This window comes from Nonomuraea sp. NPDC049486 (assembly GCF_040676925.1).
GTDB lineage: Bacteria > Actinomycetota > Actinomycetes > Streptosporangiales > Streptosporangiaceae > Nonomuraea > Nonomuraea ferruginea.
Genome location: NZ_JBFAPV010000009.1, coordinates 184,327 through 199,539 on the forward strand (window position 1 = coordinate 184,327; position 15,213 = coordinate 199,539).

General features: G+C 74.4%; 13 protein-coding genes. 5 read left to right on the top strand and 8 right to left on the bottom strand.

Annotated elements, in window-relative coordinates; genetic code table 11:
• Window positions 1-4: 4 nt before the first annotated feature.
• Window positions 5-925 carry a ribose-phosphate pyrophosphokinase gene (locus AB0K05_RS26005; protein ID WP_271278177.1) on the top strand — a complete coding sequence of 307 codons (921 nt, stop codon included), beginning with the start codon at window positions 5-7 and terminating at the stop codon, window positions 923-925.
• Window positions 926-941: 16 nt separating this feature from the next.
• Here AB0K05_RS26005 and AB0K05_RS26010 read toward each other — a convergent pair whose 3' ends face one another.
• The 6 genes from AB0K05_RS26010 to AB0K05_RS26035 all read right to left on the bottom strand — a co-directional run bounded on the left by AB0K05_RS26010 (window position 942) and on the right by AB0K05_RS26035 (window position 6,516).
• Window positions 942-1,253 (bottom strand): DUF6401 family natural product biosynthesis protein, encoded by a 312-nt coding sequence (locus AB0K05_RS26010; protein ID WP_219547587.1) that lies wholly within the window; start codon window positions 1,251-1,253, stop codon window positions 942-944.
• A 30-nt stretch (window positions 1,254-1,283) separates the two neighbouring features.
• Window positions 1,284-2,417 carry a 4-carboxymuconolactone decarboxylase gene (gene pcaC, locus AB0K05_RS26015; protein ID WP_271278176.1) on the bottom strand — a complete coding sequence of 378 codons (1,134 nt, stop codon included), beginning with the start codon at window positions 2,415-2,417 and terminating at the stop codon, window positions 1,284-1,286.
• Window positions 2,414-3,898: a lyase family protein gene (locus AB0K05_RS26020; RefSeq protein ID WP_271278175.1), complete on the bottom strand. Its 1,485-nt coding sequence runs from the start codon at window positions 3,896-3,898 to the stop codon at window positions 2,414-2,416. Before AB0K05_RS26020 ends, pcaC begins: the two co-directional genes overlap by 4 nt.
• 289 nt (window positions 3,899-4,187) lie before the next feature.
• Window positions 4,188-4,679, bottom strand: coding sequence for a protocatechuate 3,4-dioxygenase subunit alpha (locus AB0K05_RS26025; protein WP_148030660.1), 492 nt, complete (start codon window positions 4,677-4,679; stop codon window positions 4,188-4,190).
• Window positions 4,679-5,344 carry a protocatechuate 3,4-dioxygenase subunit beta gene (pcaH, locus tag AB0K05_RS26030; RefSeq protein WP_148030659.1) on the bottom strand — a complete coding sequence of 222 codons (666 nt, stop codon included), beginning with the start codon at window positions 5,342-5,344 and terminating at the stop codon, window positions 4,679-4,681. Before pcaH ends, AB0K05_RS26025 begins: the two co-directional genes overlap by 1 nt.
• 14 nt (window positions 5,345-5,358) lie before the next feature.
• On the bottom strand, window positions 5,359-6,516 hold the full coding sequence (locus AB0K05_RS26035; protein ID WP_148030658.1) for a 4-hydroxybenzoate 3-monooxygenase: 1,158 nt from the start codon (window positions 6,514-6,516) through the stop codon (window positions 5,359-5,361).
• An 80-nt stretch (window positions 6,517-6,596) separates the two neighbouring features.
• Between AB0K05_RS26035 and AB0K05_RS26040 the strand changes: the two genes are divergently transcribed.
• From AB0K05_RS26040 to AB0K05_RS26055, 4 genes are all read left to right on the top strand, one after another.
• Window positions 6,597-7,352, top strand: a complete 756-nt coding sequence (locus AB0K05_RS26040; protein WP_148030657.1) for an IclR family transcriptional regulator — start codon at window positions 6,597-6,599, stop codon at window positions 7,350-7,352.
• Between the two features lie 28 nt (window positions 7,353-7,380).
• Window positions 7,381-8,223: an SDR family oxidoreductase gene (locus AB0K05_RS26045; protein WP_148030656.1), complete on the top strand. Its 843-nt coding sequence runs from the start codon at window positions 7,381-7,383 to the stop codon at window positions 8,221-8,223.
• An 88-nt stretch (window positions 8,224-8,311) separates the two neighbouring features.
• Entirely contained in the window at window positions 8,312-8,887 is a 576-nt protein-coding gene (locus tag AB0K05_RS26050; RefSeq protein ID WP_364232363.1) for a cupin domain-containing protein, read from the top strand.
• 77 nt (window positions 8,888-8,964) lie between these two features.
• Entirely contained in the window at window positions 8,965-10,380 is a 1,416-nt protein-coding gene (locus AB0K05_RS26055) for an FAD-binding oxidoreductase (protein ID WP_148030654.1), read from the top strand.
• Here AB0K05_RS26055 and ligD read toward each other — a convergent pair.
• Both ligD and AB0K05_RS26065 read right to left on the bottom strand, forming a co-directional pair.
• Complete coding sequence (gene ligD / locus AB0K05_RS26060) at window positions 10,377-11,558, bottom strand: non-homologous end-joining DNA ligase (RefSeq protein WP_271278173.1); 1,182 nt, start codon at window positions 11,556-11,558, stop codon at window positions 10,377-10,379. The genes AB0K05_RS26055 and ligD overlap by 4 nt on opposite strands.
• Window positions 11,559-11,689: 131 nt before the next feature.
• Window positions 11,690-15,211: a BTAD domain-containing putative transcriptional regulator gene (locus AB0K05_RS26065; protein WP_364232366.1), complete on the bottom strand. Its 3,522-nt coding sequence runs from the start codon at window positions 15,209-15,211 to the stop codon at window positions 11,690-11,692.
• Between the last annotated feature and the right edge of the window lie 2 nt (window positions 15,212-15,213).

A 15,213-nucleotide genomic window follows, 5' to 3' on the forward strand; every position in this document is an offset into this window, starting at 1 on the left:
GATCGTGGCGGGAACGGCCAACCACGTGCTGGCCGGCTCCGTGGCCGGGATTCTCGGCATCGCGCCGGTCTCCGCGGCGGTGGAGCGATTTCCGGACGGAGAGCTCCGGCCCGTCGTGGGCGGGATGCGGGGTGCGGACGTCTATCTGGTCCAACCCACGAGCCCGCCGGTCAACGAGCACGTGATGGAGTCGCTGTTGCTGATCGACGCCTGCCGTCGGGCGGGCGCGGCGCAGATCACCGCGGTCATGCCGTACTTCGGGTACGCCCGTCAGGACCGTCGTGGCCGGTCCGGGCAGGCGATCGGAATCCGCGTCGTCGCGGACGCGCTCGCTTCGGCCGGGATGCGGCGTCTGATCGTGACGGATCCGCACACGACCGCGCTGGAGGCGATCTGCGCTGTTCCGGTGGAGATGCTGACGGCCGTGCCAGCCCTCGCCCGCGTGCTGGGGGAGCAGGTGCCGGACGAGGCCGTGGTGGTGGCGCCTGATCTCGGCGCGGTCAAGCTGGCGGAGCATTACGGCGCTCTGCTGTCGTGTCCTGTGGCGGTGGTGCGCAAGACCAGGCTGAGCGGGACACGTGTGGTCGCCGAGGAACTGGTGGGGGATGTACGGGATCGTCCGGTGGTCATCGTCGACGACATGATCAGTACCGGCGGCACTATCGAGGCTGCCGCGGAGGTGGTGGCCGGCCACGGTGCCGCGCCGGAGATCGTGGTGGTGGCGACGCACGGGTTGTTCGTGGCATCGGCGGCCGAGCGCCTCAGCCGTGCCACGATCCGGCGGATCCTGGTCACCGACACCGTCGCGCAGCGGCCCGACTCGGGGATGCCGCTTGATGTGTGCTCGGTGGCGCCGCTCCTGGCCGATGCCATCGGGCGCCTGTACCGGAACGAGCCGCTGGACCAACTGCCGGCGCGGGCATGACGGTCCGGCGGACGGCTCAGGCGGGGAGGTCGCCTGTGAGGAAGCCGTGCCGGTGGGCGAGCCAGCACGCGGCCGTCAGGCGGAGCGCCGGGGGGTCGGGCAGGCCGTCGTAGAACCAGCCCCACTCGCGCAGTCCGTCCAGGAAGCCCAGCACGTAGTCGCCCAGGATCTCGGGGTCGAGCGGGATCGTGTCCCGCAGGATCGCGGCGTGCTGGTCCACCGCGGCGACCAGCGCGGGGTCGGTGGCCATCCTGGCGAGCTGGTCCTGGCCCAGCTCCCCCATCACCCACTGCAGGGGCGCAGCCGCCCACCCATCCTCGAAATGCACCTTTAAACCATAAACCACCCCAAAACCCCTTTACCCTTCGGCGTCGATGTCCGCGAGCGTGCGCTGCGCCACCGCGAAGGCCGAGTTGGCCGCCGGGACCCCGCAGTAGACGGCGGTCTGCAGCAGCACCTCCTTGATCTCCTCGCGGGTGAGCCCGTTCCGCAGAGCCGCCCGTACGTGCATCGCGAGCTCTTCCATGTGACCGCGCGCCACCAGCGCGGTGAGCGTGGCGACGCTGCGGGCGCGCCGGTCGAGGCCGGGACGGTTCCAGATCTCGTCCCAGGCGTAGCGGGTGATGAAATCCTGGAAGTCGCGGGTGAAGTCGGTGATGGCGGCGTTGGCCCGGTCGACGTGCGCGCCGCCGAGCACCTCGCGCCGGGTCCGCATCCCGTCGGCCCGGCTCTCCCCCGCGGCCTTGCCCGCGCCCGCCGGCCAGGTGTCGGAGAGGTGGCGCAGGATCGCGGCCGTCGCCGGGACCGGACGCTGGACGGTCGCCAGGTGCGAGGCCGCCGGGATGGCCGCGAGCAGGGCGCCCGGGATGCCGGTGGTCAGGGTGAGCGCGTGCTCCAGCGGCGTCGCCGGGTCGTCGGCCCCCGCTATGATCAGCGCGGGCGCGGCGATCTCCGGCAGCCCGGTCCTCAGGTCGTAACCGGCCAGCGCCTCGCAGCAGGCGGCGTAGGACTCGTCGTCGACCTGGCCGAGCATGTCGATGACCCAGCCTCCGTCGTACCCGTCGGTGAACCAGCGTGAGGCCAGCACGGGCCCGAGCGACCGCACGCCCGCGGTCCGTACCTGTGCCGCCCGCTCCCGCCAGGGGCCCGGCTCGCCGAACCTGGCGGACGAGCAGCACATGATCAGGCTCCGCACCCGCTCCGGCGCCCTGAGCGCGGCGGTCGCGGCGACCGCGCCGCCGACCGAGATCCCGCCGATGGCGAAGTACGGCTCGTCCACGAGGTCGAGCACGGCCAGGGCCAGGTCGTCGAGTGTGAACCCGCCGGCCGCGGGCGAGCCGCCGTGTCCCGGCAGGTCGTACCGGAGCACCCGCCACCGGTCGGTCAGCGCCGGCAGCTGCGGCTTCCAGACGTCCAGGGTGGTGCCCAGCGACGGGCCGAGCACGAGCAGCGGCCCGCCGGCGGGGCCGTCGACGCGATGATGGAGCTTCACTGGTGTCCTTCTCTGTCTCGGTACGCGGCCAGGACTCGGTCGGTGAGGGCCGGGGCCGCGCCCAGGTAGCCGGACGGGTCCAGCAGGTCGGCGGGGGCGTCGAGGGAGCCGTCCCGGCGGAGCGTCTCGGTGAGCGCGTCCCGGCCGAGGTGGGCGGCCAGGCGTTCGGAGACGATGCGGCCTCCGGTGAGCCCGGCGTTGGCGCGCATCTTCCCCGGGAAGACCTGGAGGCCGGCGGTCAGTTCCGCGGCGGTCTCCGCGGCGCCGCCGGTCAGCCGCAGGCACTCGCGGAGCGGGCTCCACTCGGCCTGCCAGGCGCCCGCCGCGCGTTCGTGCTCCCCCACCTGGGCCAGCGCCTGCGCGTAGACGGGGACCTGGAGCGAGGCGGCGCGGATCAGGACGGACAGGGCGGGGTTGCGCTTGTGCGGCATGGCGGACGAGCCGCCCGGTGACGCCTCGGCCACCTCGCCGACCTCGGTCTGCGACATGAGCACGACGTCAGCGGCGATCTTGCCGAGCGCCGTCGACACACCGGCCAGCGCCGCGCCCAGGTCGGCGACGACCGACCGTTCGGCGTGCCACGGGATCTCGGGCGCGACCAGCCCGGTCTCCTGGGCGAACAACTCGACGACGCGCAGGGCCCGTTCCCCTACCGAAGGCGGGTGTTCACCGACGCCAGAGGCCGCCCGCCCTTCACTCGTACGACCTTCGCCGGGCTGGTGTGGAGTGGGAGAGGGGGTCTCTGCGGCTCCCGCTCCTTCGGAAGACTGCGCCCTCGCGGAAGCGCCTTCGGCGGCTTCGGTGAGGGCGGAAGGGGAACGGCCTTCGCCGGGCTGGTGTGGAGTTGGAAGGGATGTCCCCGCGGCCTCCGCTCCTTCGGGAGACTGGGCGCTCGTGGGAGGGCCTTCGGTGGCTTCGGTGAGGGCGGAGAGGGTGCCGGCGGCCCCGCCGAGCTGGGCGGGGAGGGGGACGGCCGCCAGGCGGTCGCGGGCGCGCAGGACGCCTGCCAGCCAGGTGGCCGCTTTCAGGCCGAAGGTGGTGGGGACGGCCTGCTGGCCCAGTGTGCGGGCGGCCATCACCGTGGTGCGGTGCCGTTCCGCCAGCCCGGCCAGGGACGCCGCGACGGCGTCGAGGTCGGCGAGGATGGCTTCGGACGCCCGGCGGGCGACCAGCATCGCGGCGGTGTCCAGGATGTCCTGGCTGGTGGCGCCCAGGTGCACGTGGGAGGCCGCCGCGCCGGCGGCCTCGCGCAGGTCGGACACCAGCGGCACGACGGGGTTGGCCGACCGGCGGGCGCGTCGGGCCAGGGCGGGCACGTCCACGTCCAGCTCCGCCGCCGCGCGGCCGATCAGCGCCGCCGCCTCCTCCGGCACCAGGCCCGCCCGCGCCTGCGCTCGGGTCAAGGCCGCCTCGGCGTCCAGCATCGCCCGTACCCAGGCCTGGTCGGACGTCAACTCCTCGACGCGGACGCCCGCACGCACCGGCGCCAGGAGCCCGGTATCGAGCGCCCCCGAAACCTCTCCGGAGCTACCCGCGCCGGCGGCGGTCCCCCGGGAGGCGGCACCGGAACCTCGGGACGCGCCCGCTGCCGCACCGCCGAAACCCCCGGAAGCGGCACCAGAACCTCGGGAGGCGCCCGCTGCCGCGCGACCGGAGCCCCCGGAGGCAGGACCGGAACCCCCCGACGCGCCCGCTACCGCACCGCCGGAGGCAGCACCAGAACCCCCGGAGGGAGCGCCGGAACCCCCCGACGCGGTGTCGGGGGTGTCGTCAGAAGTCAAGGAACACCGTCTCCCCTTCGCCCTGCAGGCGTACGTCGAACTCGTAGGTGTCCCCCTTCCCCGTCGCGAGGAGTGTCGCACGCCTGGCCGGGTCGAGTCCGTCCAGGAGCGGGTCAGGAAGGTCCTCCAGGTACACGCGGGTCAGGACGGAGCGCAGCAGGCCGCGGGCGAAGATCTGCAAGGAGAGGTACGGCCCGGAGGGACGGATGGTTCGAAAGCGGTAGCGGCCGTCGGGATCGGTGGCGCAGCGGCCGAATCCGGACACGCCGCCGTCGCCGCGGCGGAGCGCGCCCCGGTCGCCGGTGCGGCCGAGCCACAGCTCCAGCAGCGCGTCCGGGACCGGCTCGCCGGCGCCGTCCCAGACGCGGCCGGTGAGCGTGATCGCCTCCGGGTGCCGCTCGGGGACGAGCTCCCAGTCGTGCTCGTACGGGAGCGCGTGCGCGAAGAAGGGGCCGACGGTCTGCGAGGGGGTCGCGGGCATCAGGACTCCATGGGGGTACGGCCGAGGACGACGTCGAAGGTGTAGCCGAGCGCCCACTCGGGCTGGGTGACGTCGTGCGCGTACGAGGACACGAGCCGCTGGCGGGCCGCCTCGTCCGGGATGGACTGCATGATCGGGTCGAACGGCATGAGCGGGTCGCCGGGGAAGTACATCTGGGTGACGAGCCGCTGGGTGAAGGCGGTGCCGAACACCGAGAAGTGGATGTGGGCGGGCCGCCAGGCGTTCGGGTGGTTGCGCCACGGGTACGCGCCAGGCTTGATCGTGACGAACCGGTAGCGGCCCTCGTCGTCGGTGAGGCAGCGGCCGGCGCCGGTGAAGTTCGGGTCGAGCGGGGCCGGGTGCTGGTCGCCCGCGTGCGCGTACCGTCCGGCGGAGTTGGCCTGCCAGACCTCCACGAGCGTGCCGCGGACCGGGCGTCCGCCGTCGTCCAGGATGCGGCCGGTGACGATGATCCGCTCACCGATCGGCTCGCCGGCGTGCTGCCGGGTCAGGTCGGCGTCCAGGGAGCCGACCTCATCGTGCCCGAAGACGGGGCTGCTCAGCTCGATCGCGTCGGGGTCGGCCTTGAACGCCACCGGGGGCCGCGACGGGGCGCGCAGCACGGTGCTCTGGTAGCCGGGATACAGGTAGGGCGGATGAGTCATGGTCTGTCCTTCGGTCACCATTCGTAGCCGACGTAGTTCTCCGCCAAGGTGGTCGCCGCCGCCTCGGACGAGGTCACGTAGTCCAGGTAGGAGAGCTGCAGCCGCCGCCCGTAGGCGTCGTCGGAGTCGAACGTGTGCAGCAGCGTCGTCATCCACCAGGAGAAGTGCTGGGCCCGCCAGACCCGCTTGAGGCAGGCGGCGGAGTAGCCGTCGAGCAGTTCGGCCGAGCCGTCCTCGAAGTACGCCGCCAGGGCCTCGGTCAGCACGCGCACGTCGGCGACGGCCAGGTTGAGGCCCTTGGCGCCGGTGGGCGGCACGATGTGGGCGGCGTCGCCGGCCAGGTAGAGCCTGCCGTACTGCATGGGCTCCACGACGAAGGAGCGCATCGGCGTGACGCCCTTCTCCACGATCTCACCGGTGGTGAGGGTGAAGCCGGGCACGGTCTCCAGGCGGGCCTTCAGCTCGTCCCAGACGCGCCCGTCGGGCCAGTCGTCGACGTCGGCGTCCGGCGGCACCTGCAGATAGAACCGGCTGACCGTGGGTGAGCGCATGCTGTGCAGGGCGAAGCCGCGCTCGTTGCGCGCGTAGATGAGCTCCTCGGACGAGGGCGCGACGTTGGCGAGGATGCCGAGCCAGGCGAACGGGTACTCGCGCTCGTACGCGGTCAGCACGCCCTCGGGCACGGCCGGTCTGGACACGCCGTGGAAGCCGTCGCAGCCGGCGATCACGTCGCAGTCGAGCCGCTCGCCGCCGAAGGTCAGGTAGGGCCGGTCCTCCAGGGAGTGCAGCGCCACGTCCTCGACCTCGAACCGGATGTCGCCGCCCGCCTCCAGCCTGGCGGCGATGAGGTCCTTGACCACTTCCTGCTGCCCGTACACGGTGATGGCCCGGCCGGGCACCAGCTTCTCGAACGGGACGCGGTGTCCCGCGCCGCCGTACCTGAGCTCGATGCCGTGGTGGGGCAGCCCCTCCCGGAGCATCCGCCCGCCGACGCCCGCCTCGACGAGCGTGTCCACCGTGCCCTGCTCCAGCACCCCGGCGCGGACGCGCCGCTCGACGTAGTCGCGGCTACGCCTCTCCAGCACCACCGAGGAGATGCCGCGCAGGTGGAGCAGGTGAGACAGAAGCAGGCCGGCGGGCCCGGCTCCGATGATCCCTACCTGAGTCCGCATGCGGAAAGCATCCTGCCTTCCCGCCCCGCGGATCGAGGGGGCGCTTCCACTGAGCGGAAGAATCCTGCGAGGATGGGCGCATGGCAGGTGGAGCACGGGAGCCGGGCAGGAGCGTGACGTCCAAGGTCCTGGCGATCCTCGGCGCGTTCGACGCCGCGCACCCACGGCTGACGCTCACCGAGGTGGCGGCGCGCAGCGGGGTGCCGCTGACGACGGCGCACCGGCTGGTGGGCGAGCTGGAGCGGTGGCAGGCGCTCGGCCGCGGCCCCGACGGGCGGCTGAGCGTGGGGCTGCGGCTGTGGGAGCTGGGGCAGCTCGCGCCCGGCCGGCTGCAGGACCTGGCGCACCCGTGGCTGCAGGAGGTGTTCGCCGGCACCGGCGAGAACGTCCACCTGGCCGTCCGCGAGGGCCTGGAGGTGCTGTACGTCGACAAGGTGTACGGGCGGCGGGCGGTGCCGATCGTGTCCAGGGCGGGCGGGCGGCTGCCGATGCACCCGACCGGGGTGGGCAAGGCGCTGCTGGCCTACGAGCCCGACTGGTTCGTCCGCGCCTATCTGGCGCGTGAGCTGGAGCGGCCCACGCCGCACACCATCACCGAGCCCGGCCGGCTGGCCCGCGAGCTGTCCACGGTCCGCGCCCAGGGATACGCGCTCACGTACGAGGAGATGACCTTGGGCTCCTGCTCGGCCGCCGCCCCGGTGCTGGTGGAGGGCCGGGCCATCGCCGCCCTGGGCATCGTGCTGGCGTCCCGCCGGGCCCGCGAGCTGCCGCGCCTGGTCGACATCCTGCGCACGGCGGCGGGGGGCATCGCCGAGTCGTACTCCGCTGCCGCCTGAACCCGCAGGTGGGGGGTAGTAGCCCGGCATGCGCATTCTGATGTCGGGAGCGGGCGGGGCGCTGGGCAGGGCCACCGTGCCCGCCCTGGTCAAGGCGGGTCACGAGGTCCGAGCGCTGGGCCGGGGACCTGGTGAAGGCGGCGACTCCCGGTGGTTCCCCGGCGAGCGGGTGAAGGACGCCGTGCGCGGCTGCGACGCCGTCCTGCTCCTGCCTGAGCGGCGCGCGGACCCGGCGGCCGCTCGCGCGCTGGTGGCCGCCGCGTGCGGGGCGGGCGTGCCGCACCTGCTGCGGGTGGCGGCGCCGGCGACCGGGCGGGAGCGCCGGCGCCGGGAGGACGCCGAGCGCGTCGTCAGGAGCAGCGGCCTGGGCTGGACCCTCGTCCGCCACAGCCACCTGCACCAGTCGCTGGACCTGCTGCTGCGGCAGTGGGCCGCCTCCCCCGTGCTCCCGGTGGACCCGTCGCTGCCCTGGCAGCCGGTGGACGCCCGGGAGGTGGCCGGCTACCTGACGGGGCTGCTGGCGGGCGAGCCGCGCCGGGCGGCGCTCGCGTACGGCGGACCGGAGGTGCTCAGCACCTCCGAGCTGGTCAGGACCTGGCTCAGGGCGCGCGGGCTGCGCCGTCTGTGCCCGCGGGTGCGCTATCCCGGCAAAGCGGCGGCCGAGCAGCGGGCGGGCCGGCTGATGGTCAGGAACGCCCCGCTGGGCACGCTCGGGTGGCGGGAGTGGCTGACGCCGGCGGCCGAACTGTCGGACGACTTCGCCGAGGAGCACACCGCGTCGCCGACCAGCCCGGCGAACCAGCCGGAGCGCGATCCGGATGTGCGGGTGTACGGCGGCGACGAGGGTTACCAGCGGCAGACCCGGGCGTAGTATGCCGTTTTGCTGGGGTTTCTCCTAACCTGTACGGTCCCTTCCGTTACACTGAACACCTTGTTCAGTGCCGCCGACCGAGGGTTCGATGACGGAGCAAGAGACCGCCCGCCTGGGTGCGCGCATCCGGACGTACCGGAACATGCGCCGCATGACCGTGCGTGGACTGGCCGTCGAGGCGAAAGCGAGCCCGAGCTTCATCAGCCAGCTTGAGCGCGGCCGGACCAGCGCCAGCATCGGCATGCTCAGGCGGATCGCCACGGCGCTCGGCCTGACCGTGGCCGACCTGTTCAGCGAGGAGGACGAGATCGGGCACCGCGTGGTGCGCCGCCCGTCGCGTCCCGAGTTACGCACCGCCCCCGGCACCCGCAAGTACCTGATCTCCCAGCGTCCCCTCCAGAACGTGGAGGTGTACGCGGGCGAGTTCGACCCCGGTGCCTCCACCGGGGACGAGCCGTACTCCCACGGCGAGTCGCAGGAGATCCTCCTCGTGCTCCACGGCCGGATCACCGTGTGGCTCGGCCCGTCGGGCTCTGCCTCCCCGCACGTGCTCGGGCCGGGTGACAGCGTGGAGTACCGGACCTCGGTGCCGCACCGCGTGGCCAACGAGGGCGACCAGCCGGCCGAGGTCATCTGGGTGATCAGCCCGCCCACCCCGGCCTGAGCACCCGGATCACCGACGGGGCGCCCGGCTCCGTTCCTCTCTTCCCCACTAGCCTGACATGGAAGGCGGTTTCAGACGTGAATGGGATCCCGCTGACGGGGGACTTCGCCAACGGCGGGGTCTCGTTCTGGTACCGGCAGGCCGGACTGCCGGCGCGCCGGGCGCCGCTGCCCGGCCCGCGCGTGTACGACGTGGCGATCGTGGGCGGCGGTTACACCGGCCTGTGGACGGCCTACTACCTGAAGAAGGCCCAGCCTGACCTGCGGATCGCCGTGCTGGAGAAGGAGTTCGCCGGATTCGGCGCGTCCGGCCGCAACGGGGGCTGGCTGTCGGCGGAGTTCGCCGGGTCGCGCAAGCGGCACGCCAGGGCGCGGGGCCGCCAGGCCATGATCGACCTGCAGCACGCCATGTTCCGCGCGGTGGACGAGGTCATCGACGTGGCCCGCGAGGAGGGCATCGACGCCGACGTCCACAAGGGCGGGCTGGTGCACGCCGCCACGAACCCGGCGCAGCGCCGCCGCCTCCGCGCCGAGGTCGCCGACCTGCGCACGTGGGGGTACGGCGAGGACGACATGCGCCTGATGGACCGCGACGAGATGGGCGAGCGGCTGCACGTGGCCGGCGCCATCGAGGGCGCCTACTCGCCGCACTGCGCCCGCATCCAGCCGGCCAAGCTGGCGATCGGGCTGGCCCGCGCCGCCGAGGCGCTGGGCGTGGACATCTTCGAGAGCACCACGGTGACCGAGATCCGCCCGCGCGAGGCGGGCCGGGCGTCGGCCGTCACCACGCGCGGCACGGTCACGGCCGAGTACGTGATCCGCGCGACGGAGGGCTTCACCGCCAGCCTGACGGGCCAGCACCGGCAGTGGCTGCCGATGAACAGCTCGATGATCGTCACCGAGCCGCTGCCCGCCGAGATGTGGAAGCACATCGGCTGGTCGGGCAACGAACTGCTCGGCGACCAGGCGCACGGCTACATCTACGCGCAGCGCACGGCCGACGACCGGATCGCCATCGGCGGGCGGGGCGTGCCCTACCGGTACGGGTCGCGTACCGACGTCTGGGGGGCCACGCAGGCGCAGACGGTCGCGTCGCTCTGGCGGATGCTCGTCAAGTTGTTCCCCGCCACCGCCGACGCGCGGGTGCAGCACGCGTGGTGCGGCGTGCTCGGGGTGCCGCGCGACTGGTGCTCGACGGTGCACCTGGACCACGAGACGGGGCTCGGCTGGGCGGGCGGCTACGTCGGCAGCGGCGTGACCACCACCAACCTGGCCGGGCGCACGCTGCGCGACCTGGTGCTGCGGCGCGACACCGAGCTGACGTCGCTGCCGTGGGTGGGCCGCCAGGTGCGGCAGTGGGAGCCGGAGCCGCTGCGCTGGATCGGCGTGCAGCTGATCTACGCCCTCTACAGGGCCGCCGACCGGAGCGAGAACGACCACGGCACCACCACCTCGCCCTACGCCCGCATCGCCGACCTGATCTCCGGCCGCTAACTCCAGGGGTCGTAGTCGACCTCCAGCGGCTCCTGCGGCGGGCGCTCCGCCTCGGGGACGTGCTGGAGGTTGACGCGAATCCGGTACCACACACTGCTGCGCCCGCGCATGCCGTCGACCAGCACGTCGGCGGGCTCCAGCCGGGCGGCGACGCCGGGGTGGCGGGCCTTCCAGCGTTCGAGGCCGGCCAGCGCCTCGTCCTTGTGCTGGGCCTTGGCGATCTCGATGACGGGTCTGGTCTGCCGCCTGCGGCCGGTGCCCTTGGGCGGCTTGGCCGGCGGGCCCAGCTCCTCGGCCAGCGCGAGCAGGCCGTCGAGGGAGCCGGGGTGCAGGTCCATGTCCTCCCACGGGTCGCCCGACTCGGCCAGCCGGGCGGGAACGGTGTCGACGGTGAACGCCTCCGGCCGGCAGCCCGGCACCTCGTCCCAGGTGAGCGGGGTGGAGACGCGGGCGTCGGGGACGGCGCGCACCGAGTAGGCGGAGGCGACGGTGCGGTCGTAGGCGTTCTGGTTGAAGTCGACGAACACGCCGTGGCGCTCCTCCTTCCACCACCGGCTGGTGGCCAGGTCGGGGGCGCGCCGCTCGACCTCGCGGGCCACGGTCTCGGCCGCCTTGCGCACCTGGGCGAACGGCCAGCGCCGGTCGATGCGGGCGTAGACGTGGAACCCGCGCGAGCCGGACGTCTTGGGCCAGGCGGTCAGGCCGTGGTCGGCGAGCACCTCGCGGGCCACCTGGGCGGTGCGCAGCACGTCGTCCCACTCGACGCCGGGCACCGGGTCGAGGTCGATGCGCAACTCGTCGGGGTGGGCCAGGTCGTCGGCGCGCACGGGGTGCGGGTTGAGGTCGACGCACCCGAGGTTGACCACCCAGGCGAGCTGGGCCAGATCGGTGCAGACGACCTCCTCCGCGCTGAGCCCTGACCGGTATCTCAGCTCGGCCACCTCGATCCAGCCGGGCCGCTTGGCGGGGGCGCGCTTCTGGAAGAACGGCTCCTCCTCCACGCCGCGCACGAACCGCTTGAGCACCATCGGCCGCCCGTGGACGCCGCGCAGCGCCGCCTCGCCCACGGCCTGGTAGTAACGCACCAGGTCGAGCTTGGTGTGGCCGGTGCGGGGAAAGATCACCTTGTCGGGGCTGGTGATGCGGACTTCGCGGCCGGCGACCTCGATGTCAGACATGTGGTCACGATACGCGCACCCCCCGACATCCCCACGGCACCGGCACGACGCGCTTCCGGACAGGGAGACGCTGTCCCGGCCCGATCGGCGCGGGCTGGACGGGGTGCGTGCCGTTCCGGCTGGGGCAGGTTTTATGACCGGAGGTTCGCTCGTTCGGTGGCGGACTGCCACTGGTCGTGGCTGTGCTGTTCCCAGTACGGCAGGCCCAGCCGCTGGTGCGCGGCGATCGCGGCCCGCGCGTGCTCCGCCGCCTCCTCCGTACGGCCGAGCCGGAGCGCGAGCTGGGCCAGCGCGTCGCGGACCGAGCCGAAGACGGCGCTGCCCGAGCCCATCACCACGAGCTGGTCGGCGATGGGCAGCAGCCGGGCGTAGAGGTCGCCGGGCGAGGGGGTGCCGAGCCTGGCGGCGACCAGGCCCCACACCGGCCACAGGAAGTCGGCGGACCAGTCTTCCCGCAGGGTGCCGCCCCATCGGGCGAGCAGCTCGCGGGCCAGGACCTCGCGGCCGTTCTCCAGGGCGGCCAGGATCGCGACGGGGCGTACCGGCGCCATCAGCGCGGGCTCGGCGGCGGCGACCAGTTCGTCCACCAGCCCGGCGGCCTCGCCCCGCGCGCGCCCGCACAGGTAGCGGGCGATCAGGCGGCGCGCGTCCAGGCCCCACAGGCTGGCGCCGTAGCGGGGCGCGGGGAAGCGTTCCAGCAGCGACTCGGCCTCCGCCCAGCGGGCGCGCAGCATGAGCCCGCCCGTCTGCGCCACCCGGACCATCGCCTCCAGCTCGGGCCTGCGCAGCTCGCGCAGGAGCTGCTCGCAGCGGGACAGCTCGTGCTCCCACTCGGCGAGGTCGCCGGCGCGCAGCAGGCACGACATGCGGATGGCGCGGGCGACCAGCCTCTCCTCGCGGCGCAGGCACGGGATGGCGAGCAGCTCGTCGACGGCGCGCAGCCGCTCGTGGTTGCGTCCCGGTACGAACGCGGCCAGGAGGTAGTTGTTCAGCGTCCTGGCCAGCAGGGCGGGGTCGCCGGTGGCGCGGGCCAGCTCGACCGCCTCGGCGGCCCGGCGCTCCCCTTCCGCGCGGCGCGGCCCGTAGTGCAGCTCGACGCCGAGCGTGCCGAGCAGGGCCGCCCTGTCGTGGTCGCCGAGCGGGCCGGCGAGCAGGTTCTCCAGCACGTCGGCCAGGTCGTCGTCGACGAACCCGTACGGCCGCCAGTTCCACACGGCGGGTGCGCCGAACGCCGTCACCGCCGGCACCAGCGCCGCCCGGTCGCCGATCCGCTGCGCCTGCGCGATGGCCTCGGCCAGGTCGCGGAACGCGCCCTCGGCGTCGCCGACCGCACGCCTGGCCTGGCCCAGGCCGGTGAGCGTGCGGCAGCGGGCGGCCGAGTCGCCGGGCGGCAGGTGGGCCAGCGCCAGCTCCCACAGCGCGACGGCCTCCTGGTAACCGTGCCGCCCGGCTGCCTGGCGCGCGGCCTCGGTGGCGTACGCGACAGCCTTCCCGGCGGGAGCCAGCGGAGCGGCGGCGGCGAAGTGCGCCGCGAGCACCGCGGGATCGGGACCCGCGCTCCGCCCACCGAGATCCCCGCCCCACGCCCGCTCCGCCGACCGGCCCCCGGCATCGGCGCCCGACGCCCGCTCAAGGCGCCGTCCAACAGCGCCGTCGGGGCGGCGTTCCAGGTGGTCGGCGGGGCCGGGAGCTGACGCGCCTTCCAGGTGGTCGGCGGGGCCGGGAGCCGACACGCCTTCCAGGTGGTCGGCGGGGCCGGGAGCCGACACGCCTTCCAGGCGGTCGGCGGGGCCGATAGCCGACGCGCGTTCGAGGTGTTCGGCGGCGCGGAGGTGGAGGCGGGCGCGGTCGAGGCGGGTGAGGCCGGTGTCGAGGGCCTCGCGGACCAGGGCGTGGGAGAAGCGGTAGCCGGTGGCCGACTCGGTGATCAGGCCGGTGGCGAGGGCGGGCTCCAGGGTGGTCATGACGTCCTCGACCGGACGGCCGGCGAGGGCGGACAGCAGGTCCACGTCCGCCTCGCGGCCCGCCACGGCGGCGGCTTTGAGCAGGTCCTGGGTGGGGCCGGGCAGCCTGGCCAGGCGGCGGCCGATGACGTCGCGGGCGCCGGGCGGCACCCGGTCGCGCTCGCTCTCCGGCAGCCGGAGCAGCTCCTCCAGGTAGAACGGGTTCCCGCCGGACCGGTCGAGCAGCGCCACCGGGTCGGCGCGCACGTCCCGCTGCCGCAGGTAGGCGCGTACCTCGTCGGCGCCGAAGGGAACGAGAGGCAGCCGCAGCCCCTCTCTCGACAGCGCGCCCAGCGTCTCGCCGAGCCGCTCCCGCTGCTCGTCCGGCCGGAGTGTGACGATCGCCAGCGTGGCGGTACGCGGCAGCTCGGCGGAGACGTACTCCAGGAGCTTCAGCGACGAGGCGTCGGCCCAGTGGAGATCCTCCAGCACCAGCAGGGTCGGCTCCTCGCGCAGGTACGCCAGGACGTCGTCGTACAGGTCGAACAGCTCGGCGCGCGGCCGCGCGGGCAGCACCCCCGCCTGGCGCCAGGGCCAGAACGCGGGCGCCCCGCCCTCGTCGGGGCACCGTCCCCAGACGACCCGGAACCCTCGGGACCCGGCGACGTCGGCGGCGGCGCGGGCCAGGCTCGTCTTCCCGATGCCCGCCTCGCCGCTCACGATGACCAGCCCGCCACGCCCTCCCCTGGCCTCGGCGAGCCGCTCCTCCAGCGCCCGCACCTCTCTCTCCCGCCCGACCAGCCTTTCGCGTCCGCCCTCCCGATGCCGCGCCACCCCGGCGCCCCCGGCCACCGCCGGAGCAGGTGTCCAGGCCACTCCGGACCCGCCGTGCCGGGCCTCGGCAGCCTGCGGTCCTGTCGCGGCGAGCCCCGCCTCGGTCGCCGAAGGCGTCTCCAGCTCGGGCGACTGGGTGAGGACAGCCTGTTCCAGGCGCCGGAGCGCCGGTCCCGGCTCGATGCCGAGCTCGTCCGACAGCAGCGCGCGCACCCGGCGCAGGGCGGACAGCGCCTCGGCCTGCCGTCCCGCCCGGTAGAGGGCCAGCACCAGCAGCGACCAGGCCCGCTCCCGGTACGGGCCGGCCGAGACCAGCTCCTCCAGCTCGGGCACGCTCGCCTCGCCGAGCTCCAGCCGGGCGGCGAGCCGGTCCTCGACCACGCCCGAGCGCAGCTCCGACAGCCGGGCCGCCTCCGCCCCGGCGAACCCCAGCCCGGGGAACTCCGCCAGCGGCTCCCCGCGCCACAGCCCGAGCGCGCGGTCCAGCACGCCCGCCGCCTCGGCGGGCCGCCCCGCCGCCAGCAGCCGGCGTCCGTCGGCCGCCCACGCGGCGAACCGGCCCGCGTCGGTCTGGGCGGGGGTGATGTCCAGCAGGTAGCCGGGTTCGCGGGTGAGCAGCAGGCGCGGCGGGGTGCGCGGCCGGCGGCCGGGCTCCAGCACCCGCCGCAGGTGGGAGACGTACGCCTGGAGGGTGGCCGTCGCCTTGGCCGGAGCCTCGCCCGCCCACAGCTCCTCGACGAGCCGGTCCAGCGAGACCGGGCGGCCGGGGCTGAGCGCGAGCATGGCGAGCACGGCCCGCTGCTTGCGGGTGCCGGGGTCCAGCCGCGCCCCCGAGGCGTCGGCCACCTCCAGGGGGCCGAGCAGTCGCACGTCCACGA